24 protein-coding genes, 2 pseudogenes and 1 riboswitch are annotated in these 26871 nt (G+C 71.4%); of the genes and pseudogenes, 12 read left to right on the top strand and 14 right to left on the bottom strand.

Features of this window, described 5'->3' with window-relative positions; all coding sequences use genetic code 11:
• Positions 1-112 precede the first annotated feature (112 nt).
• Positions 113-1255, top strand: a complete 1143-nt coding sequence (locus tag ABZ454_RS19715; RefSeq protein WP_359539507.1) for an 8-amino-7-oxononanoate synthase — start codon at positions 113-115, stop codon at positions 1253-1255.
• 26 nt (positions 1256-1281) lie between these two features.
• Here ABZ454_RS19715 and ABZ454_RS19710 read toward each other — a convergent pair whose 3' ends face one another.
• Positions 1282-1488, bottom strand: coding sequence for a DUF397 domain-containing protein (locus ABZ454_RS19710; protein ID WP_359539505.1), 207 nt, complete (start codon positions 1486-1488; stop codon positions 1282-1284).
• A 25-nt stretch (positions 1489-1513) separates the two neighbouring features.
• Entirely contained in the window at positions 1514-2374 is an 861-nt protein-coding gene (locus ABZ454_RS19705; RefSeq protein WP_359539504.1) for a helix-turn-helix transcriptional regulator, read from the bottom strand.
• A 209-nt stretch (positions 2375-2583) separates the two neighbouring features.
• On the opposite strand from ABZ454_RS19705, the gene ABZ454_RS19700 reads away from it, so the two are divergent.
• Positions 2584-3015, top strand: a complete 432-nt coding sequence (locus ABZ454_RS19700) for an ATP-binding protein (protein WP_356317696.1) — start codon at positions 2584-2586, stop codon at positions 3013-3015.
• Positions 3016-3036: 21 nt separating this feature from the next.
• Here the strand turns inward: ABZ454_RS19700 and ABZ454_RS19695 are convergent, their stop codons facing one another.
• On the bottom strand, positions 3037-3954 hold the full coding sequence (locus ABZ454_RS19695) for a LysR family transcriptional regulator (protein ID WP_359539503.1): 918 nt from the start codon (positions 3952-3954) through the stop codon (positions 3037-3039).
• A gap of 72 nt (positions 3955-4026) precedes the next feature.
• On the opposite strand from ABZ454_RS19695, the gene ABZ454_RS19690 reads away from it, so the two are divergent.
• Complete coding sequence (locus ABZ454_RS19690) at positions 4027-4674, top strand: LysE family translocator (RefSeq protein WP_359539502.1); 648 nt, start codon at positions 4027-4029, stop codon at positions 4672-4674.
• 33 nt (positions 4675-4707) lie between these two features.
• Here ABZ454_RS19690 and ABZ454_RS19685 read toward each other — a convergent pair whose 3' ends face one another.
• The 3 genes from ABZ454_RS19685 to ABZ454_RS19675 form a co-directional block, all read right to left on the bottom strand.
• Entirely contained in the window at positions 4708-5181 is a 474-nt protein-coding gene (locus tag ABZ454_RS19685) for a C40 family peptidase (protein WP_356317702.1), read from the bottom strand.
• Between the two features lie 3 nt (positions 5182-5184).
• Positions 5185-5380, bottom strand: a riboswitch (cyclic di-AMP (ydaO/yuaA leader).
• 303 nt (positions 5381-5683) lie between these two features.
• Positions 5684-5992, bottom strand: coding sequence for a hypothetical protein (locus ABZ454_RS19680; RefSeq protein ID WP_356317704.1), 309 nt, complete (start codon positions 5990-5992; stop codon positions 5684-5686).
• Between the two features lie 7 nt (positions 5993-5999).
• Positions 6000-6635 (bottom strand): ATP-dependent Clp protease proteolytic subunit, encoded by a 636-nt coding sequence (locus ABZ454_RS19675; RefSeq protein WP_359539501.1) that lies wholly within the window; start codon positions 6633-6635, stop codon positions 6000-6002.
• 97 nt (positions 6636-6732) lie between these two features.
• On the opposite strand from ABZ454_RS19675, the gene ABZ454_RS19670 reads away from it, so the two are divergent.
• Positions 6733-7017, top strand: a complete 285-nt coding sequence (locus tag ABZ454_RS19670) for a type II toxin-antitoxin system Phd/YefM family antitoxin (RefSeq protein ID WP_359539499.1) — start codon at positions 6733-6735, stop codon at positions 7015-7017.
• A 61-nt stretch (positions 7018-7078) separates the two neighbouring features.
• Here ABZ454_RS19670 and ABZ454_RS19665 read toward each other — a convergent pair whose 3' ends face one another.
• Positions 7079-8071, bottom strand: a complete 993-nt coding sequence (locus ABZ454_RS19665; RefSeq protein ID WP_359539497.1) for an ABC transporter permease — start codon at positions 8069-8071, stop codon at positions 7079-7081.
• Between the two features lie 109 nt (positions 8072-8180).
• On the opposite strand from ABZ454_RS19665, the gene ABZ454_RS19660 reads away from it, so the two are divergent.
• From ABZ454_RS19660 to ABZ454_RS19625, 8 genes are all read left to right on the top strand, one after another.
• Positions 8181-8810, top strand: coding sequence for a TetR/AcrR family transcriptional regulator (locus tag ABZ454_RS19660; protein WP_359539496.1), 630 nt, complete (start codon positions 8181-8183; stop codon positions 8808-8810).
• A gap of 138 nt (positions 8811-8948) precedes the next feature.
• A complete protein-coding gene (locus tag ABZ454_RS19655) occupies positions 8949-9251 on the top strand; it encodes an urease subunit gamma (protein ID WP_356317714.1) in 303 nt (100 codons plus the stop codon).
• Positions 9252-9263: 12 nt separating this feature from the next.
• A complete protein-coding gene (locus ABZ454_RS19650) occupies positions 9264-9575 on the top strand; it encodes an urease subunit beta (protein WP_356317716.1) in 312 nt (103 codons plus the stop codon).
• Positions 9568-11289, top strand: a complete 1722-nt coding sequence (locus ABZ454_RS19645) for an urease subunit alpha (protein ID WP_359539491.1) — start codon at positions 9568-9570, stop codon at positions 11287-11289. The genes ABZ454_RS19650 and ABZ454_RS19645 overlap by 8 nt, the downstream gene beginning before the upstream one ends.
• A gap of 21 nt (positions 11290-11310) precedes the next feature.
• A complete protein-coding gene (locus tag ABZ454_RS19640) occupies positions 11311-11973 on the top strand; it encodes an urease accessory UreF family protein (protein ID WP_359539490.1) in 663 nt (220 codons plus the stop codon).
• 210 nt (positions 11974-12183) lie between these two features.
• Entirely contained in the window at positions 12184-12861 is a 678-nt protein-coding gene (ureG, locus tag ABZ454_RS19635) for an urease accessory protein UreG (protein ID WP_356317722.1), read from the top strand.
• On the top strand, positions 12858-13631 hold the full coding sequence (locus ABZ454_RS19630) for an urease accessory protein UreD (protein ID WP_359539489.1): 774 nt from the start codon (positions 12858-12860) through the stop codon (positions 13629-13631). Before ureG ends, ABZ454_RS19630 begins: the two co-directional genes overlap by 4 nt.
• 155 nt (positions 13632-13786) lie before the next feature.
• Entirely contained in the window at positions 13787-15364 is a 1578-nt protein-coding gene (locus ABZ454_RS19625; RefSeq protein WP_359539488.1) for an alpha/beta hydrolase, read from the top strand.
• A gap of 62 nt (positions 15365-15426) precedes the next feature.
• Here ABZ454_RS19625 and ABZ454_RS19620 read toward each other — a convergent pair whose 3' ends face one another.
• The 7 genes and pseudogenes from ABZ454_RS19620 to ABZ454_RS19590 all read right to left on the bottom strand — a co-directional run bounded on the left by ABZ454_RS19620 (position 15427) and on the right by ABZ454_RS19590 (position 26461).
• The gene (locus tag ABZ454_RS19620; protein WP_359539485.1) at positions 15427-16479 is read right to left on the bottom strand and encodes an NAD-dependent epimerase/dehydratase family protein; all 1053 of its coding nucleotides are present in this window, start codon (positions 16477-16479) and stop codon (positions 15427-15429) included.
• A 64-nt stretch (positions 16480-16543) separates the two neighbouring features.
• Positions 16544-17257, bottom strand: a complete 714-nt coding sequence (locus ABZ454_RS19615; RefSeq protein WP_356317730.1) for a lysophospholipid acyltransferase family protein — start codon at positions 17255-17257, stop codon at positions 16544-16546.
• Positions 17258-17819: 562 nt separating this feature from the next.
• Complete coding sequence (locus ABZ454_RS19610; RefSeq protein ID WP_359539698.1) at positions 17820-20153, bottom strand: glycoside hydrolase family 6 protein; 2334 nt, start codon at positions 20151-20153, stop codon at positions 17820-17822.
• 282 nt (positions 20154-20435) lie between these two features.
• A pseudogene (locus ABZ454_RS19605) lies at positions 20436-21191 on the bottom strand (cellulose binding domain-containing protein); the annotation flags it as partial.
• 30 nt (positions 21192-21221) lie between these two features.
• Positions 21222-21914: pseudogene (locus ABZ454_RS19600) on the bottom strand (hypothetical protein); the annotation flags it as partial.
• 62 nt (positions 21915-21976) lie between these two features.
• Complete coding sequence (locus ABZ454_RS19595) at positions 21977-24730, bottom strand: glycoside hydrolase family 48 protein (RefSeq protein WP_359539697.1); 2754 nt, start codon at positions 24728-24730, stop codon at positions 21977-21979.
• Between the two features lie 195 nt (positions 24731-24925).
• A complete protein-coding gene (locus ABZ454_RS19590; RefSeq protein ID WP_359539484.1) occupies positions 24926-26461 on the bottom strand; it encodes an endo-1,4-beta-xylanase in 1536 nt (511 codons plus the stop codon).
• Between the last annotated feature and the right edge of the window lie 410 nt (positions 26462-26871).

Raw genomic sequence — 26871 nt, 5'->3', positions numbered from 1 at the left:
GCCAAGGAGGAACCGGACAAGACCGCCCGCGAGGGGTGTGTGCATTGCCACACCATTCAGGGCCGCGCCCCCGGTTAGGGTCTGTGAGCTGCCTACAAAAGGGACCCCGACCATGTCCTTCGCCCCGTTCGACTGGATCGACGAGGAGGCGCGCCGCCGCGCGGACGACGGACTCGTCCGGACGCTGCGGCCGCGGCCCGCCGAACCGGAACTGCTGGACCTCGCGAGCAACGACTACCTCGGCCTGACCCGGCACCCGGAGGTGACCGCCGCGGCCGCCGCTGCGGCGCGGCGCTGGGGCGGCGGCGCCACCGGCTCCCGGCTGGTCACGGGTTCCACCACCCTGCACGCCGAACTCGAACGTGAACTGGCGGACTTCTGCGGGTTCGAGGCGGCTCTGGTGCTGTCCTCGGGGTACGCGGCCAACCTCGCGGCGCTCACCGCCCTGACCGGGCGGGGCTCGCTGATCGTGTCGGACGCGGGCAACCACGCCTCGATCGTCGACGGCTGCCGGCTCTCGCGGGCCGAGACCGCCGTCGTGCCGCACGCCGATCCCGCGGCCGTGCGCAAGACCCTGCACGCGCACCACGGCAGGTCGCTGGCGGTCACCGACTCGGTCTTCTCGGTCGACGGCGACGCCGCGCCCCTGGCGGAACTGGCCGACGCCTGCCGCGCGGAGGGCGCGGCCCTGCTGGTCGACGACGCGCACGGCCTGGGAGTGCTCGGGGGCGGCGGGCGCGGTGCGCTCGACGCGGCGGGCCTGGCGGGCGCCGACGGCGTCGTCGCCACGCTCACCCTCTCCAAGTCCCTGGGCAGCCAGGGCGGGGCGGTCCTCGGACCGGCGCGGGTGATCGACCACCTGGTCAACACCGCCCGTACCTTCATCTTCGACACCGGGCTCGCACCGGCCGCCGTCGGCGCCGCCCTGGGGAGCCTGCGGCTGCTGCGACGCGAACCGGCCCGCGCGGCCAGGGCCCGTGCGGTCGCCGGTGCCCTGTACGGGCAGCTGACCGCGGCCGGTCTGACCGCGGTCAGACCCGACGCGGCCGTGGTCTCGGTCCGCGCGCCCTCGGCCGAGGCCGCCGTCCGCTGGGCGGCCGACTGCCGTGACGCCGGCATGGCGGTCGGGTGCTTCCGCCCGCCGTCCGTACCGGACGGCGTCTCCCGCCTCCGGCTGACCGCACGGGCCGACCTGACGGACGAGCAGATCGCCCGGGCGGTGGCGATCATAGGGCGGACCGCTCCGGCCGGCTGACCCGCCGGGGCCGGCCGGCGGCCGGCTCAGCCGACCGAACCGCCGTTCAGGGCGGTGACGAAGGACGTCCACGCCGGGGCGGAGAACCGCAGCGGTGGCCTGGACACGTCCTTGGAGTCGCGCACGGCCAGTCGTCCACGGCCGAACAGCGCGGTCTCCACGCAGTTGTTCATTCCCGTGCTGCGGCTGCTGCGCCGCCACCGTAACGCGTGCTGTGCGAGGCAATCCGACATGACGCCCCCCTCGGGCAGTCCGGGGTCACTGACCGTCGCGGTCGATTGCGGCGATCAGGTCCAACGAGTGCTCCGGCGACAGCGCGTGTGCCTGCAGGGTGCGGAAGGCCGAGCTGTACGCCTCGAGGTCTTCTTTCCGCTCCAGGTAGAGGCTACTCGTCAAATGGTCGAGAACGACCACATCCAGATCAGAAGTGCTCGGAAAAGAGAACATAACGAAAGGTCCGGTCAGGCCCACATAGCCGCCGACCGAAAACGGCAGCACCTGCAGGTGCACATGGGGGAGTTGCGCCACCCGGCTGAGGTGGCGCAGCTGCTCCCGCATCACCCGGCGGCCGCCGACCTCCCGCCGCAGGACCGCCTCGTCCAGCACCGCGCTCAGCCTCAGCGGTGGATCGCTCCGCAGGACCCCCTGACGCGCCAACCGCACCTCCACCAGCGAGTCCAGCTGACCGGCCGGCAGCCCGTCGAGCGAGGCACGGGTCACCGCGCGGGCGTAGTCGGGGGTCTGCAACAGGCCCGGCACGACCGACGTCTCCAGCGTGCGGGCGGTGCGCGCCTGTGACTCCAGACTGATGAAGTCGCGGTACTGCGGCGGGATCAGGCCGCGGTACGCGTGCCACCACCCCGCGCCCCCGCCGCCCGCCGAACCCGCGAGCGCCTCCAGGACCTCGCGCAACTTCGGATCGTCCGTGCCGTACGCGTCGAGCAGGCGGGTCACGTCACCGGGCCGTACCGCGCTCACACCGGTTTCGATGCGGCTGACCTTCGACTGGTGCCAGCCGAGCAGGCGAGCCGCCTCCCGGCTCGTCAGTCCCGACGTATGGCGCAGACTCCGCAGCTCCTCCCCGAGCTTGCGGCGTCGCACCGCAGGGCCGTGCCGCATGTGATGCCTCCCTCCCACTCGCCGCCGAGCGGACAGTGTGGCGTCTTCAGGAGGCATCCGGGGAAGAGTTCACCGCTTCGAGCGACAGATATATGCATATCTTGGCGGATCGCCGTTACAGAGGGCAGCATCAGTGGCACTCTGGCGCGAAGCACAACCCGGACCATCGATCGCGGGGTCGCTTCCGGGTGGGAAAGGGACGGCTCGCCATGGCAGACCGGCAAGAAGCACGCGTCACTCTGCCGAGCGAACCGGTCTCGGTCTCCTCGGCCAGGAGATATGTGGCCCGGGTACTGGCCGACTGGGGACTGCCCGAGGGCACGGACACCGGGGACACCGTGCGGCTCATCGTCTCGGAACTCGCCACCAACGCCGTCCAGCACACCTTCGGACAGTCCCCCACCTTCACCGTGGACCTCCGGCTGGAGCGGGACGAGCAACTGAGCCTCGGGGTGACCGACAGCCATCCCCGCTGGCCCCAGCGGCTCCCGGCGGCGGTGCGGCAGGACAACGGGCGCGGGATGGTGATCATCCGCTCGCTGGCCAAGGAGTACGGCGGCCGGCTGACCGTCACCCCCACCCCGGACGGCGGCAAGACCGTCTGGGTCGCGCTGCCGTGGCACGCACCCGTCCAGAACTGACAGGCCCACCGCGCCCGCCGGTCACTGCGGCGCCGCGGCCCGCCCGAACCCGCTGCGCAGCAGAGCCCGCAGCGTCGCCGCCGCCGCGCTCGTGCGGTCGCCGCGGTGCACCACCGAGATCGTCCGGCGGAACGCGGCCGGCTCCAGCCGCCGGACGGACAACGGCGTCGGGGACATCGCCGCCACCATCTCCGGCACCACCGCCATCCCGATGCCCGCGCTGACGAGGGCGCACACCAGCGCATAGCCGGGCGACTCGCAGACCACCGCCGGCAGCGCCCCCGCGTCGGCGAGCGCGCTCTCCACCCCGCGGCGCGGCGGATGCGTGGGCGCGCTGCTGATCAGGGGCCGGCCCGCGAGCTCCGTCACCGGGAGCCGCCCGCTGCCGTCGGCCAGGACCTGTCCGACGGCGGTGATCAGCACCAGCTCCTCGACCAGGAGCGGCTCGGCCAGGACCCCCGGGGGCAGCGTCGTCGCGGCGGCCGGCTCATAGGCGTGGCTCAGCGCCAGGTCCACCTCGCCGGCCGCCACCGCTGCCACCCCGCCCGGCGGCTCGTACTCGGTGACGGCCAGTTCCACGTCCGGGTGTGCCCGGCGGAAGGCGCTCAGCACCGGGGGCAGCAGGTGGATGCCCGCCGTGGTGAAGGTACCGACCCGCAGCCGCCCGCCGGAGAGCCCGGCCAGGCCCGCCAGCTCGTGGCGGGCCTGATCCATCTCGTCGAGGACCCGCCGGGCGCGCCCGGCGAGCAGTTCACCCGCGGCCGTCAGCCGGGCGCCCCGGTGGTGGCGCACCAGCAGCGCCGCCCCCGCCTCCCGCTCCAGCTTGGCGAGTTGCTGGGAGAGCGCCGGGGCGGTGTACCCCAGGCGGGTGGCGGCCCGGGTGATCGAACCGGCCTCGGCGACCGCCACCAGCGCCGCGAGCCGTGTCGGATCGTACATAAAGCATTCCTTTTGGCAGGCCCAGGAGATTGCAAGTACACGCTAAAGGCTCCGGAAGGCCAGGGTGGGGTCATGGACGCACAACTGACCGCTTTCGTCGGGGTCGCCGCCGCTATGGTGGCCCTCCCCGGCGCGGACTTCACCGTCGTCGTACGCAACGCGCTCACCTCACGTGCGGCGGGGGTGGCGACCGCTCTCGGGGTGGCCGGGGGACTCCTCGTCCACACCGCGCTCGCCGTCGCCGGCCTCGCCGCCGTGCTGGTGGCCTTTCCGGTGCTGTTCCGGACGGTCCAGCTCCTCGGTGGTGCGTACGTGCTCTACCTGGGCATCTGCGCCCTCCGCGCGGCCCGGCGCGACACCTGGCGGGCACCGGACGCCGGGGCGGCCGAGGACGACGGCGGGCGGGCCACGAAGGGAACCGGCCGCGCGCTGCGCCAGGGCTTCCTGACCAATGCGCTGAACCCCAAGGCGCCCGTGCTCTTCCTCAGCCTCTTGCCGCAGTTCGTGCCCGCCGGGGCCGCGCCGCTGCCCAGGACCGCGCTGCTCGCCGCGATCGTCGTGCTGATGGCGCTGATGTGGTTCCCGGCCGTGGCGCTCCTGGTGGACCGGCTCGGGCGTTGGCTGCGCCGGCCGCGTACGGCCCGGGCGATCGAGGGCGGCAGCGGCGCGGCACTCACCGCGCTGGGACTGGTCCTGGTGACGGGCCCGCTGCTGCCCTGACGCACGGGCGTGGGCCGGGGCGGGCAAGCGGCTTCACCGGACCCGGCCGTAGTAGACGCTCTTCGTCCAGATCTTCTCCAGGCGGACCACGGCCCCGGTCTTGGGCGAGTGCCAGATCTTGCCGCTGCCCGCGTAGATGCCCACGTGGTAGATGCTGCGGCCGGAATGGAAGAAGACCAGATCGCCGCGCTGTCGCTTGGAGGACGAGATGTGGCGGGTCTTGTTGTACTGCTGCTGGGCCGTGCGCGGGAGCTTCTTGCCCGCCTTCTTGAACGAGTACAGCGTCAGCCCGGAACAGTCGAAGCGGTTGGGCCCGGTGGCGCCCCACCGGTAGGGCGAGCCCTTCTTCGACGCGGCGATGTCGAGGGCCTTCATCGAATGACTCGCGGCCTGGGCGTCGGTGACGGCGCCGGGGACGAACACGCTGCCGCCGACGGCGGCGAGAGTCAGGACCGAGGCCGTGGTGGCCCGGGCAAGCAGTGACGGGACATGAACCTGCGCAGACATGCGCAACCCTTCGTCAGCCGCCTGTGAAGGATGACCTGTCGGGTTCGGGCCGGCGAAGTCGCCCGGCCGCAGTTGCGGCTTCACCCCGAGGGACGACCGGAAATCCGGTCGGCCCGTTGTGCTCGGGTCCTCCACTCCTGCCGATCCACTCCTGTCGACCAGGCATCCGGACGGCGGCAGGACTCGGCGTCCGCCCGGACCGCCCCGCCGCGGTGGCGGGGGCTTGTCGTCCCAGGGATCTTGACTCACCGAGTGCCGGATTTCCGAGGTGAAATGGCCATATGTGACACTCGTCACGAATGAACCGTTTGGGTGGCCGGATGGTCTTCCGGGAGGCGGTCGGCCCTCGCCCGCCGGTCCCGTACCAGCGGCGGAACGGGAGATCTCGCCCAGCGACGGCCCCGGAGGCGCAAATCGAGATGTCGCTCGTGCGAAGGAGCGGCTACGCCGAACGAGCGAGAAAATTCGGTCCACACGTCGGGCGTGTCGAGGCGTGTCTCGGTCAACTGGGCGGGGCGGGCGGCACGGTGACCCGCCCGGCGCGCCGTTCGCCGTCGAGAACGCGCAACGCCCGGGTCAACGTGACTGCGTGGATCCGGGCTTCGCCCCGCTCGTGCATCAACGCGAGCGCGTCCCGCAGCGCGGCCGCGTGCGAGGCCAGCGCCTGTGCGGCGCGCAGGGCGCCGTAGGTGTCGCCGCCGTGGGCCGGATTGATCCGGCCCACCTGGTCGAGGACTTGCAGGTAGCGGTCGATGAACTCGCCCTCGGCGCGGGTCAGGGCGGGAAGGGGTGCGAACTCCGGATGCTGCACCCTGCATTCACCGCTCGGGGCGCACGGGCAGGGGCAGCCCGCGGCTTCGCACGATGTGGTCGATCAGTCCGTAGTCCTTGGCGCCCTCGGCGTCGAGGATGAGGTGGCGCTCGGTGTCGGCGCTGATCTGCTCGGCGGGACGGCCGGTGTGACGGGCCAGCATGCCGGTCAGCGTCTCGCGCATCCGGGCCAGTTCCCGCGCCTCGATCTCCAGGTCGGACGGCTGCCCCTGCACCGGCTCGGCCAGTTCGGGCTGCCGCACGACCACGCGGGCCCCCGGCAGGGCGTGTCGTCTGCCCGGCGCGCCGGCCGCCAGCAACACGGCCGCCCCGGCGCCCGCCTGGCCGAGGCAGAAGGTCTCCACCTCACAGGTGAGGAAGGCCATCGTGTCGTAGATGGCGGTCATGGCGCCGAACGAGCCGCCGGGGGAGTTGATGTACAGCGAGATGGGCCGGTCGGGAGCGTCGTGCTCCAGGTACATGAACTGCGCGACCAGGTCGTTGGCCGCGGTGTCGTCGACGGGTGTGCCGAGGAACACGACGCGTTCGGCCAGCAGCTTGGAGTACGGGTCGAGCGTGCGGGTCCCCTGGGACGTGCGCTCCGTGAACTCGGGCAGAACGTGGCGGGCGGCGGGGCGATGCATGACGTGGCCTCTCCTCCGGGATACGCGGGGCCGCGAAGGGCCCCGCGCACGCGTCTGTAAAAAATGTACAGGACGTACAGAAGGTTATGATGGGAGCATGGCCTACGAGATTCCGGTGACGCAAGCCCGGGCTGAACTCGCCGAACTGATCAACCGAGTCGTCTACGGCGGCGAGCGCGTGGTCGTGACGCGCCACGGCAAGCCGCTCGTGGCACTCGTATCCGCCGCTGACCTGGAGCGACTTGAGAGCGAGGAGGCGGCGGAGCAGGAGCAGGTGATCAGTTCGGTCTCCTCGATCGGCTCCTCGGCGTCCGCCACGGGCGAACGCCACCGCTTCGGGATCGCCGCGGAACACCGGGAGCAGCAGGGTCCGGGCAACTGACAGCGCACCGAGGCCGTGCACCCCGCGCCGCAGCGGGGGTGCACGGCCTCTGTATGTGCCGTCAGGCCGCGGGTGCGGGCCGGTGCGACGGTGCGGGCTCGGGCGTGACCGGTGCCGCGGGCCGGCGGCGGCCGCCGATGAGTACCGCCGTCAGACCGGCGGCGGCCCACAGGGCGAGGGTCCAGACCGCGCCGCCTGCCGCGCGCCCGTCGAAGAACGCGACCGAGCGCAGGAGTGAACCGCCCGCGCCCGGCGGCAGCCACTGGCCGATCGTCCCGACGGGGCGGGGGAGCAGTTCGGGCGCGCTGGTCACGCCGGAGAACGGGTTGCCCACGAGCACCATGAGCAGCGCTCCGATGCCGACGCCCGCCGGTCCGATCAGCGCGGCGAGCCCCGCCACCGCGCCCCCGATGGCGAGCACCGTGAGGCCGAGTGCCCCCGCCTCGCTCCACCAGTCACCGGTGATCACCCCGAGCCAGCTGTCGGTGAGCGCGGCGGCGATGACTCCCACCAGGGTGGCCACGCCGAGCAGCGCCGTGGCCGCGCGGCCGCCGCGAAGCCGCAGTAGCGTCACGGCCGAGCCGGTGGCCACGCCCGCGATCGCCAGGGGCAGGATGCTCGCGCCGAGCACGCTGCCGCGGGGGTCCGTGGCCGGTGCCGCGACGACGTCCGTGACCGGGATCGCGGTGCCCGCAGGGGCTGATGCGGTCACCGCGTCGTGCAGCAGCTGGGCGACCGCGGGGCCGCCGGCGGACGCGGTCAGCAGCTCGGGGCCCTGCGGGGTGACGACGACGGCGCCGTAGACGGACCGGTCCTCGATCGCGGTGCGGGCCGCGGCCGCGGAGCCGTAACGGTGGACCTCGAAGGCGCCGTCGCGCTGTTCGAGCTGCTGCTGCAGCCGGTCGGCGCCCGGCGCCGCGCCCGCGACACCGACGGGGAGGTCCCGGGGAGCCGTCCGGGCGGCGGGCCAGGCGAAGGCCCAGAGGGCGAGCGCCACCACGGCGGGGACCAGCAGAACGACCGCCACCAAACGGCGGTCGGGGGCAGCGGGCATGGCGGTAACCTCAATCCAAAAAGAATGATCGTTCGTTTTGCTTGCGCCGTCACTGTTTCCACCGAGTGCCTCGCTTGTCAAGAAGGAACGTTCGTTTTAGATTGGACCCATGGCCCGTGTATCCCAGGAACACCTCGACGCCCGCCGCCGGCAGATCCTCGACGGCGCGGCACGGTGCTTCGCCCGCGACGGATTCCACGCCACCTCGATGCAGGACGTGCTGAAGGAGGTCGGGCTGTCGGCCGGTGCGGTCTACCGCTACTTCAGCGGCAAGGAGGACCTGATCGCCGCCATCGCGGGCGAGGCGGTCGGCCGGGTCCGGCAGGCCTTCGAACGAGCCGCCCAGGACAGCCCGCCCCCCACCCCCGATGTGCTGATCGGCCGCGTGGTGCGCACTCTGTTCGGCGACGAGGCGGAGAAGCAGCAGGGGCTGGACCGGCGGGCGTATGCGGGGCTGATCGTGCAGGTGTGGTCCGAGACCCTGCGCAGTGAGCGGCTGGCGGCCACGCTGGGCCAGGCGTACGAGGGTCTGCGGGTGTCATGGGCGGAGCTCGTCGGCTTGTACCGCGTGAACGGTGTGCTCGTCGCCGACGTGCCGGACGAGCACATCGCCCGCACGCTGATCGCCACCGCCCAGGGATTCATCACCCAGTTCGCCCTGTTCGGTGACGCGGGCCCCGAGTTCCTCGAGAGGGGTCTGCGTGGACTGATGTCCATGGATCTGCAAAAGGCCAGTTAACGCGCCGGAAAAACTTCGGCTCTAACGTGCAATACCTCGCTGCGCGACACCGCTTCGATCTTCAACAGGATGTTGAAGGCGGCTAGTGTCTCGCTGCGCCCAGGGCCGGTACTGGGCGGACTACTGTGAGGTGTACGCGTGCAACTGACCCCGCACGAGCAGGAACGCCTGCTCATCCATGTGGCCGCGGACGTGGCCGGCAAACGCCGCGCGCGAGGACTGCGGCTCAATCACCCCGAGGCGGTCGCCCTCATCACCTCCCACCTGCTGGAAGGGGCGCGCGACGGCCGTACCGTCGGTGAACTCATGGCGTCCGGACGCACGGTGCTCACCCGCGACGACGTCATGGACGGGGTGGCCGAGATGATCCACGACGTACAGGTCGAGGCGACCTTCCCCGACGGCACCAAGCTCGTCACCGTCCACGACCCGATCGTCTGACGGGGAGCGCCGATGATCCCGGGAGAGATCGTGTACGCGGACGGGCCCGTGCCGCTCAACGCCGGCCGGCCCGTCACCCGCCTCACCGTCCTCAACGCGGCCGACCGGCCGGTCCAGGTCGGCTCGCACTACCACTTCGCCGAGGCCAATCCCGGCCTCGTCTTCGACCGCGCGGCCGCCCGCGGGCTGCGGCTCAACGTCGCCGCCGGAACAGCCGTCCGCTTCGAGCCCGGCGTCCCCGTCGATGTCGAACTCGTCCCGCTGGCCGGACGGCGCGTCGTGCCGGGGCTGCGCGGGGAGACCGGAGGTCCCCTCGATGGCTGAGCTCCACCGTGCCGTGTACGCCGACCTGTTCGGCCCCACCACCGGCGACCGGATCCGCCTCGCCGACACCGATCTGTTCGTCGAGATCGAGGAGGACCGTTGCGGCGGGCCCGGCCTCGCGGGCGACGAGGCGGTGTTCGGCGGCGGCAAGGTGATCCGGGAGTCCATGGGGCAGGCGCGCACCACCCGCGCCGAAGGGGCGCCGGACACGGTGATCACCGGTGCCGTCGTCATCGACCACTGGGGCATCGTCAAGGCGGACATCGGCATCCGCGACGGCCGGATCACCGGGATGGGCAAGGCCGGCAACCCGGACACGATGGACGGCGTCCATCCGGACCTGGTGATCGGCCCCGAGACCGAAATCATCGCGGGCAACGGGAAGTTCCTGACGGCCGGCGCCATCGACGCCCATGTGCACTTCATCGCGCCGACCCTCGTCGACCAGGCCCTCGCGAGCGGCATCACCACCCTGGTCGGCGGCGGCACCGGACCGGCCGAGGGCACCAAGGCCACCACGATCACTCCGGGCCCGTGGCACCTGGCCCGGATGTTCGAGGCGCTGGAGGCGTACCCCGTCAACATCGGCCTGCTCGGCAAGGGCAACACCATGTCCACTGCCGCCATGCACTCCCAACTGCGGGCGGGAGCACTCGGGTTCAAGATCCACGAGGACTGGGGCGCCACTCCCGCCGTCATCGACGCCTGCCTGAGCGTCTGCGAGGAGACCGGGGCGCAGCTGGCCATCCACACCGACACGCTCAACGAGGCCGGATTCGTCGCCGACACCCTGGCGGCGATCGCCGGGCGCACCCTCCACGCGTACCACACCGAGGGCGCGGGCGGCGGGCACGCCCCCGACATCATCGGTGTCGTCTCGGAGCCGTACGTCCTGCCCAGTTCGACCAACCCGACCCGGCCGCACACCGTCAACACCATCGAGGAACACCTCGACATGCTGATGGTCTGCCACCATCTGAATCCCGCCGTGCCGGAGGACCTGGCGTTCGCCGAGTCACGGATCCGGCCTTCGACCATCGCGGCCGAGGACATCCTGCACGACCTCGGCGCCATCTCGATCATCTCCTCCGACTCGCAGGCCATGGGACGCATCGGAGAGGTCGTCCTGCGCACCTGGCAGACCGCCCACGTGATGAAGAAGCGGCGCGGCGCGCTGCCGGGTGACGGACGGGCCGACAACCACCGAGTCCGTCGCTATGTCGCCAAATACACCATCAACCCGGCCGTGGCCCAGGGCCTCGACCGGGAGATCGGCTCCGTGGAGACCGGCAAACTCGCCGACCTGGTCCTGTGGGAACCCGCGTTCTTCGGAGTCAAGCCGCAGCTGGTCATCAAGGGCGGCCAGATCGCGTACGCGCAGATGGGCGACGCCAACGCCTCCATTCCCACCCCGCAACCCGTGCTGCCGCGCCCGATGTTCGGTGCGGTCGGCAGGGCCCCGGCCGCCAACTCCTTCAACTTCGTGTCGGCTGCGGCGATCGAGGACGGGCTGCCCGATCGGCTCGGACTGGGGAAACGGTTCGTGCCGATCACCAGCACCCGGGGAGTGACCAAGGCCGACATGAGGGAGAACGACGCGCTGCCCCGGGTCGAGGTCGACCCCGACAGCTTCGCCGTGACGATCGACGGCGAACCGGTCGAACCGGCCCCCGCGGCCGAACTCCCCATGGCCCAGCGCTACTTCCTATTCTGAGAACGAATGAACGGATTCCGGATGAGCCGTGCCGCTTTGCTCGTCCTGGCCGACGGCCGGTTCCCCGCCGGTGGCCACGCCCACTCCGGCGGGGCCGAGGCGGCCGTCGTGGCGGGACGCATCCGTGACGCGGACGACCTTGCCGACTTCTGCCGGGGCCGGCTGCACACGGCCGGGCTCACCGCGGCGGCCCTCGCCGCCGCGGCCGCCCACGGGCACGACCCACTGGCCCTGGACGAGGCCGCCGACGCCCGTACGCCCTCACCCGCCCTGCGGGCGGTCGCCCGCAAGCTCGGCCGGCAGCTGATGAGAGCCGCCCGCGCCACGTGGCCGGGCGAGGAGCTCGACGCGTTCGCACTGGCCCGGCCTCGCGGCGGCCACCAGCCGGTCGTGCTGGGCCTGACCGCGCGCGCGGCGGAGCTCGGGCCCGAGGACGCCGCGCACTGCGCCGCGTACGAGACCGTCGGCGGACCGGCCACCGCCGTGGTCCGGCTGCTCTCCCTCGACCCCTTCGAGGCCACCGCCGTCCTGGCCCGGCTCGCCCCCGAGCTCGACCAGGTCGCCGAACGGGCCGCCGCTGCCGCGTACGGCCCCATCGACGAACTGCCCGCCGCCTCGGCACCGTTGCTCGACATCGCCGCCGAGACCCACGCCGGCCGGCCGGTGCGGCTCTTCGCCTCATGAGTCCGGCACCGAAACGACTCAGCGCACCGCATCGACTCGGCGCGTCGAGACGACCGGCGCACCGCATCGACTCGGCGCACCTGAGACGGCCGGCGCACCGCATCGACTCGCCGCATCGAACCACCAGCGCCCCGACCTGACCCCTGGCACCGGACCACCCTCCCAGCGCACCGAACCGCTCGCCGCCCGAACAGCATCAGGAGCCGCACCATGCACCTCGACCACTCCCACCCAGGCCCGGCCGCCCTCAGCGCTGACGCCGCTCGCCCCGACGGAACCCGGCGGGCCCTGCGCATCGGCCTCGGGGGGCCGGTCGGGTCCGGGAAGACCGCGACCGTGGCCGCCCTCTGCCGCACCCTGCGCGACCAGCTGTCCCTGGCCGTCGTCACCAATGACATCTACACCCGCGAGGACGCCGCGTTCCTGTTGCGCAACGCGGTGCTGCCGCCGGAGCGGATCCAGGCCGTCGAGACCGGCGCCTGCCCGCACACCGCCATCCGCGACGACATCTCCGCCAACCTCGAAGCCGTCGAGGACCTGGAGGACAGCGTGGGACCGCTCGACCTCATCCTCGTGGAATCCGGTGGTGACAACCTCACGGCCACCTTCTCCAAGGGCCTCGTGGACGCCCAGATCTTCATCATCGACGTCGCGGGCGGCGACGACATCCCCCGCAAGGGCGGCCCCGGCGTCACCACGTCCGACCTGCTGGTGATCAACAAGACCGACCTGGCGCCGTACGTGGGCTCCGACCTCGGCCGGATGGCCCGCGACGCCGCACAGCAGCGGGGCTCCCTGCCCGTCGCCTTCACCTCGCTCACCTCGGGCGAAGGCGTCGGCCCGGTCGCGGAGTGGGTGCGGGGGCGGCTCGCCTCCTGGACCGCGTGAGCGTCCGCGCCACCGCCCGCATCACCGCCGTACGCGACGGGCGCGGCGCCACCACGCTCCCCGTCCTGGAGAGCGACGGACCGCTCGCCCTGCGACGGACGAGGGCCGCGCTCCCCGGGGCCGCGCGCGTCACCGTCGTGGGTGCCATGAGCGCCCCGCTCGGCGGCGACCGGCTCACCGTCGAAGCGCGGGCCGGGCAGGACACCCGGCTCACCGTCGACTCGGCGGCCGCCACGGTCGCCCTGCCCGGCCCCGGGCCCGCAGCGCGGCCGGCCCGCTACGACATCGTGCTGACAGCGGCGGAGGGTGCCGAGATCGACTGGCGCCCCGAACAGCTCATCTCGGCCCACGGAAGCAGTCTCCACATGACCACCCGGGCCGAACTCGCCTCCACCGCACGGCTGATGCTGCGCGAGGAACAGATCCTGGGCCGGCACGGCGAGACCACCGGAACGCTGTGGAGCAGGCTCACCGTCCGCCGCGCCGGACGCCCGCTCATCGATCAGCAGACCGCCTACGGGCCTGGCGCACCCGGCGGCTGGGACGGCCCGGCCGTGCTCGGCGGGCACCGCGCCTTCGGACAACTGCTCGTTGTGGATCCGGCGTTCGACGACGGGGGACCGGACACCCGGCTGCTGGGCGCCACCGCCGTGCTCACCCGGCTCGCGGGCCCCGCCGTCCTGGTGTCCGTGCTCGCCGCCGACGCCAGGGAGCTGCGCACCGTGCTGGACCGGGCGGCGGACGAACTGGCGGCCCGCCCGAGCGGCTGAACACCGCTGGCAGGACGCCGGTGTCCGGTTATCGATTCGGTAAAGAAGTACGTGTGCGATCTGTTCTCAGGTGGCTCACAGGCGACAGGATCCGCGGAAGGTTCCTACTGAACAGCGCCGCACCTGAAGGCGCTACACCATGGGGGAGGTTCCACTTGAGACGCACAGCAGCGTTCGGTTCGGCCGGCGCTCTGATCGCGGGCACGCTCATAGCGGGCGCGATAGCCGCACCGGCTGCCACCGCCGACGGCCGCCACCACAACGGCTCCGAGGCGCGCGGCGTCCAGCTGGCCGCGGCACGCGCGGCCAGGGCGGGCATCGACTGGGCGGACTGTCCGGCCGACTGGGCCATCGCCGCGCCGATCCAGTGCGGATGGGTCACCGTCCCGCTCGACTACGCGAGGCCCGACGGCAAGCAGATCAAGATCGCGGTCGACCGGCACGTCAGCACCGGAACCAGCGGGGAGCGCCAGGGCGCCCTGATCTACAACCCGGGCGGACCCGGCGGCTCGGGCATGGCGTTCCCCAAGCGGATCGCCACGAAGAGCCCGCTCTGGGTGAACACCGCGAAGGCCTACGACTTCGTCGGCTTCGACCCCCGGGGCGTCGGCCACTCGACGCCGATCTCCTGCATCGACCCGCAGGAGTTCGTCAAGGCGCCCAAGGCCGACCCGGTGCCCGACACCGAGGCCGACAAGCGCGCCCAGCGCAAGCTCGCCGCCGAGTACGCGGACGGCTGCGCCGAACGCAGCGGCGACATGCTGCCCCACATGACGACGCCGAACACCGCACGCGACCTGGATGTCATCCGCGCCGCGCTCGGTGAGAAGAAGCTCAACTACCTGGGCGTCTCCTACGGCACGTACCTGGGCGCGGTCTACGGCACCCTCTTCCCGTCCCATGTCCGCCGCATGGTCGTCGACAGCGTCGTCAACCCGGCCAAGGACAACATCTGGTACCAGGCCAACCTCAACCAGGACATCGCCTTCCAGACACGCTGGGGCGACTGGAAGAGCTGGGTCGCCGCCAACGACGCGACCTTCCACATCGGCGACACGCCGCAGAAGGTCGAGCAGGAATGGCTGAAGCTCCGCGCGGCCGCGAAGAAGAGCCCGATCGGCGGCGTCGTCGGCCCCGCCGAACTCATCGGCTTCTTCCAGAGCGCCCCGTACTACGACTCCGCCTGGGCGCCCACCGCCCGGACCTGGAGTGCCTACCGGGCCGGTGACACCCAGGCACTGATCGATGCCGCCGCCCCCGATCTGTCGGACACGGCGGGCAACATCCGGTCCGAGAACAGCAACGCCGTGTACACCGCCGTCGAGTGCGCCGACGCCAAGTGGCCCACCGACTGGCGGACGTGGGACCGCGACAACACCCGGCTGCACAAGGACTACCCGTTCATGACCTGGGCCAACGCCTGGATGAACCTGCCTTGTGCGACCTGGTCGGCCAAGCAGCAGACCCCGCTGAACGTCGGCACCGGCAAGGGCCTGCCGCCTGTGCTGATCGTGCAGTCCACGCGTGACGCCGCCACTCCGTACGAGGGCGCCGTCGAGCTGCACAAGCGCTTCCGGGGCTCGCGCCTCATCACCGAGGAGGGCGCCGGTTCGCACGGCGTCACCGGCCTGGTCAACCCCTGCGTCAACGAGCGGGTGGACAGCTACCTGCTCACCGGGAAGACCGACCGGCGCGACGTGACGTGCGCTCCGCACGCCACGCCGAAGCCGTGACACCCGAGTGACGGGACGGGCCGCCGGTACGTCACCGGCGGCCCGTCCTCACCACCACCGGCTCACACCCCCGCCCGGTCGTGCCTCCGCAGCCAGGCGTCCTCCGCCGCGTAGTCGAAGAGCCCGGTGCCGTAGGCCCGCAGCATCGCCGGGTAGGCGTCCGTCCAGTCCCGGCCCGCGAGGTGCCCGACGATCCACTCGACCGTCTCCGGCAGCGACTCGGTGTAGCCCGTCACCGCCCGGTACCCGAGCTCCCGCTCGGCGGCGCTCATGTCGTAGACGATCGGATGCGGGCTGCTCCAGGGCGTCTCGCCCACGCCCTCCGGCGTGGGGTCTCCCGGCATCAGCACGGTCTGCGCGCTGTGGCCCAGCACCGCGTCCACCGCCTCGCCGATCTCCGCGACCGTCGGCGCCTGCGGATCGGCGGCGTTGAGCACCCGCGAACCGGGCTTCGAAGCGGCGAGGCGGATCAGCTCCGCCACATTGGCCGCGTGGACCGGATGGAAGCGAGAGGCCCCTCCGTACGCCAGGACCCGCCGCGTGCGGCCGTCCAGGGCCCGCTTCACGAAGTAGAGCTCCCGCGGTGAGCGGCAGTACGGTCCATGGACCGCGCCCGCCCGCAGCAGCGTGACGGGCAGCGTGTCACCGGCCGCCAGCAGGTCCTGCTCCAGCCGGATCTTGCGCGTGGCGTATGTGGCCGCGCCCGGCGCGACGGTGGCCTGGGACTCCCCGAGCGGTACCGGGTAGCAGGGCGCCCCATCCGGCTCGCCCTGCGTGTCGAAACTGCGGCCGTGCTCGTCCTCGTACACCGCGCCGCTGGAGATGACGACCGCGGAGCCGATCCGGCCGGCCAGCGCCGTCAGCTGCCGGGCGTGCTGCTCCCCGTACGCCACCATGTCCACCAGCACGTCGCAGCCGTCGCCGAGCGCCGCCGCGAGCGCACCGTCCTCGTCGCGGTCCAGCGTCACCGTCCGGACGTCCTCGTGCCCACTCTTGTCGCGGTCACCGCCGCGCGAGGCGGCGGTGACGTCCCAGCCGTCCGCGACGAGCGAGCGCACCGCGGCCCGCCCGATCTGCCCCGTCGCTCCCAGTACCCATGCGTGTCCCTTGCTCATGCCTCGCACGCTAGGCGGCACCGGACGCCAGGACCAGCGGGGTTCACCGATCGCGAATCCGCCCTCAGCGTCGCCGCTTCGGGAACTTCTTCGCGCTGTCCTCCTGTTCGGCCGCCTTCACCTTGGCCGCGTACTCGTCGACGTACTCCTGACCGGAGAGACCGAGGATCGCGTACATGATCTCGTCGGTGACCGCCCGGATCGCCGCCTTCTCGTTCTCCAGGCCGGCGTAGCGGGAGAAGTCCAGCGGTTCGCCGAAGCGGATGGTGACCTGCTTGATGCGGGGGACGACCTTGCCGGGCGGCTGGATCTCGAACGTGCCGACCATCGCGCACGGCACCACCGGCACCTGAGCCCGGATGGCCATCACCGCCACACCGACCTTGCCCTTGTAGAGCCGGCCGTCGTGGGAACGAGTGCCCTCCGGGTAGATGCCCAGCAACTCACCCCGGCTCAGCACCCCGAGCCCCTCACGGATCGCCGCCTGCCCCGCCTCCTTCCCCGACCGGTCCACCGGGATCTGACCGATGCTGTGGAAGAACGCGGCGGTCAGACGGCCCTTCACACCGGGCCCGGTGAAGTACTCCGCCTTCGCGAGGAAGGTGATCCGCCGCTTGATGATCGCGGGCATCAGGAAGTGGTCGGAGAAGGACAGATGGTTGCCGGCGATGATCGCCGCTCCGTCCTCCGGAATGTGCTCCATCCCCTTGATGACGGGGCGGAAGAACAACCGCAGCAGCGGCCCCAGGACGACGTACTTGAGCACGTAATAGAACACGGGCGGCTCCAAGCTCTGCCGGATCGGCTCCGGGGCTGCGTTCTCCCAGGTCAGCGGATTTCTCCGTGAGGACAGCCTAAGGCCGGGCCGTGCGTCTTGCAGCCGTCCGCGACCGGTCCGACCCGATGACGTACGCGGCGGTGCGCGCCCGGATCTTCGACGGCGTGGGGCCGGATGCGCCCTGTTCCGGGCCCCTTGGGGCTCAGGGACCCGTACTGCGGTGGCTGGTCCAGGTCGTTCTTCGTCACGCGGACCAGGGGGCGGAGTCGATCCGGGCGGCCTTCTTACCGGCGAGCAGGCCAGGGTGTCTCGGAGACCATGTCCTGTTCATCGAAGGGGAGTTGGTGACGGTGGGGGCGTTGGCCCGCTCCTGATCGCGGCCGGCCCCTCGTCGGTGCCGTTCACCGTGACGATTCCGCGTCACCGTCCCCGCCGCGCCGCGAAAGCCCGCGGACATGACACCGCCCCCTGCCGGTTCTCCGGCAGGGGGCGGGTCCGTGAGGAGACCCGGGGTCCGGCCCCGTCACCGTGCCAGGACGGGGACGGGGGCCGGACGGCGGGGTCAGGGCGCGGTGCCCCAGGCGAGCGTGCCGGCGACGTACACGCCGATCTTCGACGCGTCGGCGTAGCTCGTCGACGTCGAACGGCTGTAGTCGTCCGCCTCGTTGAAGTTGGACCAGTCGCTCTTGTTCACTCGCAGCTGGATCTCACCCGTGGACGCGCCCGCCGCCAGGGTGCCGCTGCCGAAGCCGACCTCCAGGTAGTGGCTGGCGCCGGCCGCGGAACCGGCGGACTTCACACCGTGCGTCACGGTGCCGCAGCCGATGACCGCCCAGTCGCACGCGGTGCCGAAGGTGGAGGCACCGGCCTCGGGGGTGAACCAGTAGCGCACCTTCACCGTGGACAGGTCCACCGCGGTGCTGCCGGTGTTGACCAGCTGGAGACCCATCCGGATCTGGTTGTCGGTCGCGGAGGAGTCGGTGTTCTTGTATTGGACCTTGAGCGCGCCCGTTCCGGTGCCGCCGCCCGCGGAGGTGGTGACGGACAGCGCGGAGGAGGCCGCCGAGACGTTGCCGGCCGCGTCCTTGGCCTTGACGGTGTAGCTGTAGGCGGTCGAGGCCGTGAGACCCGAGTCCGTGTACGAGGTGGTGGTGGAGGTGCCCACCTGGACCCCGCCGCGGTACACGTTGTAGCCGGTCACGCCGGTGTTGTCACTCGACGCCGTCCAGGACAGCGAGACGCTGGTGCTGGTCTTCGCCGTCGCGGTCACACCGGTCGGCGCGGTCGGCGCCTGGGTGTCGCCGCCGCCGCCCGCGGAGGTGGTGACGGACAGCGCGGAGGAGGCCGCCGAGACGTTGCCGGCCGCGTCCTTGGCCTTGACGGTGTAGCTGTAGGCGGTCGAGGCCGTGAGACCCGAGTCCGTGTACGAGGTGGTGGTGGAGGTGCCCACCTGGACCCCGCCGCGGTACACGTTGTAGCCGGTCACGCCGGTGTTGTCACTCGACGCCGTCCAGGACAGCGAGACGCTGGTGCTGGTCTTCGCCGTCGCGGTCACACCGGTCGGCGCGGTCGGCGCCTGGGTGTCGCCGCCGGGGTTGCCGCCGCCGTCGATCGGCGGGTAGGCGTTGCGCACGAGCTCCTGGAACTGCGCGGAGAACCAGTGACCCGCGAGCGGGGAGTTCGGCAGGGCGCCGGTCATGCTGTTGCCGTTGCGGCCGTTACCGGTGTACGTGGGGTCGCACATCCGGTCGAAGCCCTTGCCCTCGTCGTTCTCGACGGGGGCGCTGTTGCCGTCCGACTCGCCCGGGGGCTTGGCCCACACGTACGCGTCGATGCCGGCCTCCGGGGCCGCGGTCGGACGCTCACCGATGCCCGCGCCGCTCTGGTTGCACCAGTTCCCGGCGTGGATGCGCCGGTCGACCCGGCCACCGTTGACGTAGTCGTCGACGCTGGTCAGCGGGCCCGCGGAGGTGGGCCGGGCCGTGCCGCCCCAGCCGTTGCGGGCGGTGTCGATCAGCATGCCGATGTTGGAGTTGAAGCCCTGGCCCACCAGCAGCGTGCGCAGCGCCTGGGCGAACGTCAGCTCGTCGGTGTAGTAGTTCCAGTCGATCCACTTGGACTGGCGCACCGTGGTGCCGTTCACCGAGTCGGTGATCTTGAAGTTCGGCTCCTTGAGAGCCGAGTAGTTGGCCGTGTTCACGATGAAGCCGGCCACGTCGTTGACCGTGGCGCCTTCCGACGTGGCGGCCTTCTTGAACTCCGTGGCGGCCGGACCCATGTTGCTGTCCCAGCCCAGCCAGCCGTGGTGGGCGGCGTCGATGTAGTTGTAGACGTTGGGAATGGCGCCGAGGGTGTGCAGGGCGTAGCCGACACCCTTCTCGTAGTTCCCGTTCGCCTTCATCGTCGCGCAGGCGTCCGTGGAACCCGCGGTGCCGCCCGCGTTGGTGACGATGTTGGGCAGCGAGTCCGGCTCGATGATGGTGACGATCCGCAGGCTCGCGTACGCCGGGTCGGCCAGGATGTCGGAGATCGGGTCGATGTACTCGTTCTTGTAGCGGTCGAGCTCGGTGGGACCGAGCTCACCGTTGGACGCCAGGGCGGCACAGTCGCGTCCCGGCAGGTCGTAGATGACGACCTGGAACAGGTTCGCTCCCTGGTCGAGAGCGGTGTCGAGGTGCTCGCGCAGGCTCATCGCGGAAGCTGAGCCGCCGATGGCCGCGATGCGGTCCATCCAGACGAAGGCAGGCGTGTCGGCGATGGCGGCGCCCCCCGGCTCGGCCGCCGCCTTGGCGGACCAGTCGGGGTTCACATATGCCGTGGCGCCCACATAGGGGTTGTCGACCCGCGCGGCTGCCGATGCGGGACTGGGTATGGCTACCGCCAGTGCTGCGCCCATGGCCAGCGCGGAGACTGCTGCCAGCCTCCGGTGCAGCCCGTGCATGATCGTGCCTCTGCTACTCATTGCGGCTCCGTGCTCCTCTCGTACGCCTGCGGAAGCTCCCCGCAGACGGGTCGTGGGGGTGTTGCCGGGGGACGGGGCCCCCTCAGGCCACCGTCAGCGGGGACGGCGGCCCGTGGTGCGTCGGTGAGGACGGTGGTGGTTCCCCGATGGCGGGCACAGCGGGGTGAGTGGACAGCCCGCCATCGGGAGTGGGTGGGTGGCCGGCGGTTCAGCCGGTCACGGGGCGGTGCCCCCGGTCAGGGCGCCGTTGACGTACACCCCGACCTTCGAGGCGTCGGCGAAGGCCGTGTTGGCGGCCCTGCTGTAGTCGTCGGTCTCGTCGAAGGAGGACCAGTCGGCCTTGTTGAACCGGAGCTGCATCTCCCCGGTCGAGGCGCCGGGGGCCAGGCTGCCGCCGGTGAAGCCGACCTCCAGGTAGTGGTCCGCGCCGGGCCCCGCGGAGCCGGCCGCCGCCACGCGGTGGGTGACCGATCCGCAGCCGATCACCGCGTAGTCGCACGAGGTGCCGTACGAGGCGGAGCCGGACTCACCGCTGAACCAGTAGCGCAGGGTGACCTTGCTCAGGTCCACCGCCGTGGCACCGGTGTTGACCAGCTGGAGGCCGGGCCTGATCTGGTTGTCCCGGGGCGACGAGTCGTTGTTCTTGTACTGCGCCTTGAGCGCACCGGTGCTCCCGCCGCCTCCTGCCGCGGTGGTCGCGCTGACCGCGGCGGAGGCCGCGGAGGTGTTCCCCGCAGCGTCCCTGGCCCGCACGGTGTAGCTGTGCGAGGACGAGGCGGCGAGACCGGTGTCGGTGAAGGAGGCGGACGCGGTGGAGCCCGCCTTCACCCCGTCGCGGTAGACGTCGTACCCGCTGACGCCGGTGTCGTCCGTCGCCGGGGTCCAGGACAGGGAGACCGAGTTCGCCGTGGTGCCCGTCACGGCCACGCCGGCCGGGACCGTCGGCGCCTGGGTGTCCTCCCCGCCGCCACCGGACTGCGTGCTCGCCTCGAACGAGAACTTCTTCATCCCGAGGCCCTGACCGCCCTGCCAGATCTCGAACCCGGCCTCGGCGTCGATCAGGTAGTGCGCCGGACTGATCGACCCGCGGCCGACGCCGTCGTCGATCAGGTCCAGCACGTCGAAGTCGGCGAGCTCGGTGGCGCCGCCCTGCAGGACGTACGAGATCACCTTCCAGCCCGAGGCGCCGGGCCCCGTCCAGACGTCCCAGTTCCGGCCGTCGAGCTGCACCGTCGCGGTGCGGGACCCGATCGGCTGGACTCCGCCGCGGTGGTTCATCCAGATCATCACCTCGGTGCCGTCCGGCTGGTCGTCGGTGACCGGCGCCGAGTTGAACCAGATGTCCATCGACACGTTGTACGCGCCGGAGCCGACCTGGGTGGTCGACCAGTCGGTGCGTACGCTGCCCAGCTCGTCGACGCGCAGCGGCAGCCCGCTGCCGGTCGTGCACGCCCCCCAGTGACAGCCCTTGTAACTGGAGGGGTACGTCGCAGGGGCGCCGTTCGTCGGCAGGGAGAACGAGGACTTGGTGACGCTCCAGGCGCCCGTGTCCGGGTCGACGCTGACGCACTGCTCGCTCTCGGAGTTCCACTCGTTCTGCTGATAGAGGTACTCCCCGCCCTGCAGTGCGGTGGTTCCCCACGGGGTGCAGTCGGTGACCGGGGCGGCCGAGGCCGCCGGCGCTCCGGTGAGCATCGAGGCCGCGGCCAGGACCAGGGCCGCGGCGGCCCCGGCCAGTGCCGGGAACCTCAGGCCGGTCACGGCTCGACCCCCCAGGCCAGGGTGCCCGCCACGTAGGCCCCGACCTTGGAGGCGTCGGCGTACGCGGTGTTGGCGGCGCGGCTGTAGTCGTTGGTCTCGTTGAAGTTGGACCAGTCGCTCTTGTTCAGCCGCAGCTGGACCTCACCCGTCGACGCGCCGGCGGCCAGGGTGCCCGCCCCGCCGGTGAAGCCGACTTCCAGGTAGCGGTCGGCCCCCGTCTTCGGGCTGGAGACGGCGACCACGGAGTGGGTGATGTTGGACGAGCCGAGCGCGGCGTAGTCGCAGTACGTGCCGAAGGTGCTCGGGCCGCCGTCGGCGGTGAACCAGTAGCGCACCTTCACCGTCGACAGGTCGATCGGGGCGCTGCCCGTGTTCACCACCTGCAGGCCCATCCTGATCTGGTTGTCCCCGGTGGACGAGTCGTTGTTCTTGTACTGGATCTTCACCGCGCCCGTACCGGTCGAGCCGCCCGACTTCGTGGTGGCGGTGACCGCCGCCGACAGCGCCGAGGTGTTGCCGCCCGCGTCCCGGGCCGCGACCGCGTAGCTGTACCCGGTCGCCGCGGCGAGGCCGGTGTCGGTGAACGTCCGGGTCGTGGCGTTCCCCGCCAGTACCCCGTTGCGGTAGACGTCGTAGCCGGTCACCGCCACGTTGTCGGTGGAGGCCGACCAGGAGAGCGACACGCTGTTGCTGGTCGTCGCCGTCACGGTGAGGCCGGCCGGAGCCGTCGGCGCCTCGGTGTCCCCGCCGGTGCCGCCGCCCTCCACCAGCAGCTCCGCGTAGATCGCGAAGGCCAGCGCGAGCGCCGCCTGCGCCCAGAACCGGTGGTAGGTGAAGGTGGGGGCCGCGCCGCCGTCCAGGTAGGCCTGCACCTTCGGCCAGTCCGGGTCGTCCCGGTACCAGCTGCGGATGTCGATGAACGTCGAACCCGGCTCGATGGGGTCGCCGTTGGGCATCGTGCCCGACCACCCGGCCGGGATGTACACCTCGTCGTTGAAGCGGTTGTAGTCCTTCCTGGTCTCCGGCACCGAGATGCCCTTGTCGGTGGCGTTCAGCGCCATCGCGTCCAGCAGCGCCTTGGCCAGCGCCGCGGCGTCCTCGTCACCCGACTTGGCGGCGTAGTAGGTGAGCGTCTTGACGTACGCGGCGCCCACACCGACGTCGTTGGCGTAGTCCACGACCTTGACGTGCAGACCCGCGTTGCTCCCGGGGTTCGCCGCGTTCCAGGTGTCGGGCTGCCCCGTCCAGTTGAGCGTGGACGGGAAGCGGAAACTGCCGTCGGCGCCCACCGTGGTCTCGGACGAGGCCCAGGCGACCCACTTGGACAGCACCGTCTTGGCGGTCGCGTTGCCCGTCTCGTGGTAGTACGCGGCCAGGCGCTCCATGCCCCAGGCCTGGAAACCGAACCAGTTGTTGCTCGGCGGGTCGTGGTAGACCGGCTGCCAGTCGTAGGCCATGCCGTAGAAGGTCGGCGTTCCGGCGGGAGGCTTGCTGTAGCTGCCCTCCCAGCTGTTGGTGCAGCCGCCCGCGAAGGCGCCCTCGCTGGACTGCAGCCAGGTCAGGAACTCCAGCTGCCGGGTCAGGCTCTTGGACCAGTCGGACCTGGCCGTCGCCGACTTGGGGGTCAGCGAGGGAACGTTGGACAGCGCCCACGCGGCCAGCGGGTTCTGATACCCCTGGTGGGAAGCACCGTCACCGATGCGCCAGGCCCAGCCGCCGCCGTTTCCGGCTGCCGCGCCGCCCCAGGCGTAGTACCAGGACAGCAGGTAGTGCTGGGAGTCCCGGCCCGTGGCGGCCGGGCAGGAGGCCGGGTCGGTGCAGTCGCCGACCCGCTTGAAGTACTTGTCGAACATGGCGTAGCGGAGGTAGTCGCCCATCTTGGCGGCCTTCGCGACCGAGGCCGAGACCTGGCTCGCCTTGCCCTGGGCGGAGGCCCAGCGGTACGCCCAGTAGGCGGCCTGCACCGCGCGGGCGTCGGCGTCCGGCGCGTTGGTGTACTTCCACTGCTTCGCGTAGCTCGCGTCACCGACGAACAGGTCGAGGTACCCGTTGGGGCCCCCGTACTTGAACAGGTCGGTGGTGGGCTGCGGGACGGTCTCCCACACGGACTCCTGCGCGCCGCGCTGGTAGGTGTTGATGTAGGAGGCCCCGGCACCCGGCCCGGACTCACCGCCGGTGCCCGGCTTGTTGCCGTAGCCGTAGACGTTGTCCAGGTCCATCAGCCAGTGCATGCCGTAGACGTCCATCGTCCCGTAGGACGAGGCGAGTTCGGTGGCGAGCGGGTCCGTGCCCACCTTGACCGTGCCGTCCAGAGCGGAGGGGTAGCCGCTGGGCAGCGGGTGCTCGGGGGCGTACGTCGCGGGGGCGGAGGGGTTGTAGGAGTCGGCGGTCGACTGGTCGGCGTGCTGCGGGATGATGGTCTTCTCGGCCACCGCCCAGGCCGCGTTGAAGGGCGCCCAGTCACCGGTCACGCGTCCGTACGCGGCCTCCAGCCACATCCAGAAGCTGACGGCCTCCGACGTCGTCTGGTGGCCGTGGTCCGGCGCCTCGACCATCAGGGTCTCGACCGAGTGGTACGGCAGGCCGTCCGGGCTGAAGTAGCCGTTGGCGGACGCCTTGATCTTGCCGTACTGGGTGAGGAAGGCCTGGGTGTACGGGTCGTCGGCCGCGGCGGCGCGGGCGCCGGTGCCGGCCGCCGGGGCGGCGGAGCCGGCGACGGCGGTGCCCTGCGCGAGGCCCATGGCGAGCAGGCTGCCACCCAGGGCGCTGCTGAATGTTCTACGTGAAATCGACACAAATCCTCCAGTGGCGGGTGTCGTGGGGGAGGGGGACGGGGGAGGTGCGGCGGGGAAGCGGGGAAATGCGGTGGGGAAGTGGGGAGGAGCGGGGAAGTGGGGAGCTGGGGCGGGGAAGCGGAAGGAGGTGCGGGCCGGAGCGGCCGACGGTCAGGGCGCGATGCCCCAGACCAGCTCGCCACCGACGTAGACGGCGATCTTGGCGGCGTCCGCGTACGAGGTGCCGGTGCCGTGGCTGTAGTCGTCCGACTCGTCGAAGTTCGACCAGTCCGTCTTGTTCAGGCGCAGCTGGATCTCGCCGGTGGAGGCGCCGGGTGCCAGACTGCCGCCGGTGAAGCCCACTTCGAGGTAGTGGTCGGCGCCGGCCACCGGGGTGCTGACGGTGGCGACCCGGTGGGTCACGGTGGAGCAGCCGAGCGGGGACCAGTCGCACCAAGTGCTGTACGTGGAGGCCCCGTTGCCGGAAGTGAACCAGTAACGGACGGTGACGTCCGAGAGGCTGACCGCCGTGCCACCGGTGTTCACGAGTTGGAGGCCCGGCTTGATCTGGTTGTCGCCCACCGAGGAGTCGCTGCTGCGGTACTGCGCCTTCAGCGCGCCGGGGTCGCCACCCTCGCCACCCCCGTCGTCGCCGCCCAGCGCGGTGCGTACGGCGGAGTAGGCCGGCTTCGGCAGCAGGTTGTCGTCGTACAGGTTGGCCGCGCCCTGACCGGGGAACGTGCTCGGGACCCAGGAGTACTTGTCCGTGTAGTCCCAGACGGTGATGCCGACACAGCGCTCGACCGCCAGACAGGCTTCGGTCACCTGCCGGTAGTACGAGGACTGCGTGGCGGTCTTGGCGGTGTCGGCGGGCAGCTGCATGCGCACGTCGAGTTCGGTGACGGCCACGTCGAGGCCGAGGTCGGCGAACCGCTGCATGTTCGCCTGCATCTGGTAGGGGAAGCCGTACTGGACGGCCAGATGCGCCTGCATGCCGACTCCGTCGAGCGGCACGCCCTCGTCGAGCAGTTCGCGCACCAGGGCGTACATGGCGTCGCTCTTCGCGCCGAGCCCCTCGATGTTGTAGTCGTTGACATACAGCTTGGCGTCCGGATCCGCGGCATGGGCGGCGCGCAGGGCCGTGGCGATGTAGTCGCTGCCCATGGCGGTGTAGAAGGGGCTCGTGCGGAAGGTCCCGTCCTCGTTGAACGGCTCGTTCACCACGTCCCACGCGGCGACCGCGCCCCGGTAGTGCGTCGCTTCCTCGGTGATGTGGTGGGTCATGGCGGGCTCGACCTGTGCGGGCTGCAGCGCGCTGACCCAGCCGGGCAGCTGACTGTGCCAGACGAGGGTGTGGCCTCGCACCGTCTGGCCGTGCTGCTGCGCGAAGTCGGTGATCACGTCGCCCTTGGTGAAGTTGAACTGGCCCTGCGCCGGCTCGGTGGTGTCCCACTTCATGGAGTTGCCGGGCGTGATCTGCCCGAACTCGGACCCCAGGGTGGCCGCGTAGGCGGCGTCGGGCAGTTCGGGGTTGTCGGTGGCGGAACCGAAGTACTTGCCCTGGGCGGCGGCGAGTTCGTGCAACGTGCCCTGCTGGGCCGCGGTCGCCGGTCCGCCCGTCAGGGTGGTGGCGAGGGCCAGGGCGCCGACCAGGAGGGTCGGGAGCCCTCCGGCGCGGCTGTGTCTACAGCGCTTCACCAAGCTCATGACAAACGCCTTCCTCTGCCGGGCAGCGTGGAGTGTTACGGGGTGCGCGGCTGCGCCCCGTAACGCCCTTTTCGCCACCCGGTGTTGGGGGAGAAGGGAGGGGAGTGGAGTGTGCAAGTCTTGATTGTGGGAGCGCTCCCAAGGTGGCGTGGTGATAGGCACCTGTCAAGACTTAAATCACAACTCCCTTAAGAGCGCGTTAACTCGGCCACACGTCGAACGGACGCCGGGGGCGGTGGGGTTGACCGCCTCGCGAGGTACCGGCGGGAGCCCCCGGAGAGTGCGTTCCCGACGGTGCGTGAAGGCGTCGTCCGGAGCGCCGGCGACGGAGTGGGCGGGGTGGGCGGGGCGTGTTCGCGATCGCGTGCGCATGGCTGCGGCGGGGACCGCGGGAGCCGATACGGGTGTGT

Origin of the sequence: Streptomyces sp. NPDC005803 (assembly GCF_040630435.1) — a bacterium.
GTDB lineage: Bacteria > Actinomycetota > Actinomycetes > Streptomycetales > Streptomycetaceae > Streptomyces.
This window is presented reverse-complemented; position numbering and strand designations above follow the sequence as displayed.

Bases quoted from the DNA above. Each gene is read 5' to 3' on its own strand.
- ABZ454_RS19715 (WP_359539507.1), top strand. From the start codon at position 113: ATGTCCTTCGCCCCGTTCGACTGGATCGACGAGGAGGCGCGCCGCCGC.
- ABZ454_RS19710 (WP_359539505.1), bottom strand. From the start codon at position 1,488: ATGTCGGATTGCCTCGCACAGCACGCGTTACGGTGGCGGCGCAGCAGC.
- ABZ454_RS19705 (WP_359539504.1), bottom strand. From the start codon at position 2,374: ATGCGGCACGGCCCTGCGGTGCGACGCCGCAAGCTCGGGGAGGAGCTG.
- ABZ454_RS19700 (WP_356317696.1), top strand. From the start codon at position 2,584: ATGGCAGACCGGCAAGAAGCACGCGTCACTCTGCCGAGCGAACCGGTC.
- ABZ454_RS19695 (WP_359539503.1), bottom strand. From the start codon at position 3,954: ATGTACGATCCGACACGGCTCGCGGCGCTGGTGGCGGTCGCCGAGGCC.
- ABZ454_RS19690 (WP_359539502.1), top strand. From the start codon at position 4,027: ATGGACGCACAACTGACCGCTTTCGTCGGGGTCGCCGCCGCTATGGTG.
- ABZ454_RS19685 (WP_356317702.1), bottom strand. From the start codon at position 5,181: ATGTCTGCGCAGGTTCATGTCCCGTCACTGCTTGCCCGGGCCACCACG.
- ABZ454_RS19675 (WP_359539501.1), bottom strand. From the start codon at position 6,635: ATGCATCGCCCCGCCGCCCGCCACGTTCTGCCCGAGTTCACGGAGCGC.
- ABZ454_RS19670 (WP_359539499.1), top strand. From the start codon at position 6,733: ATGGCCTACGAGATTCCGGTGACGCAAGCCCGGGCTGAACTCGCCGAA.
- ABZ454_RS19665 (WP_359539497.1), bottom strand. From the start codon at position 8,071: ATGCCCGCTGCCCCCGACCGCCGTTTGGTGGCGGTCGTTCTGCTGGTC.
- ABZ454_RS19660 (WP_359539496.1), top strand. From the start codon at position 8,181: ATGGCCCGTGTATCCCAGGAACACCTCGACGCCCGCCGCCGGCAGATC.
- ABZ454_RS19650 (WP_356317716.1), top strand. From the start codon at position 9,264: ATGATCCCGGGAGAGATCGTGTACGCGGACGGGCCCGTGCCGCTCAAC.
- ABZ454_RS19645 (WP_359539491.1), top strand. From the start codon at position 9,568: ATGGCTGAGCTCCACCGTGCCGTGTACGCCGACCTGTTCGGCCCCACC.
- ABZ454_RS19640 (WP_359539490.1), top strand. From the start codon at position 11,311: ATGAGCCGTGCCGCTTTGCTCGTCCTGGCCGACGGCCGGTTCCCCGCC.
- ureG (WP_356317722.1), top strand. From the start codon at position 12,184: ATGCACCTCGACCACTCCCACCCAGGCCCGGCCGCCCTCAGCGCTGAC.
- ABZ454_RS19620 (WP_359539485.1), bottom strand. From the start codon at position 16,479: ATGAGCAAGGGACACGCATGGGTACTGGGAGCGACGGGGCAGATCGGG.
- ABZ454_RS19610 (WP_359539698.1), bottom strand. From the start codon at position 20,153: ATGGGCGCAGCACTGGCGGTAGCCATACCCAGTCCCGCATCGGCAGCC.
- ABZ454_RS19590 (WP_359539484.1), bottom strand. From the start codon at position 26,461: ATGAGCTTGGTGAAGCGCTGTAGACACAGCCGCGCCGGAGGGCTCCCG.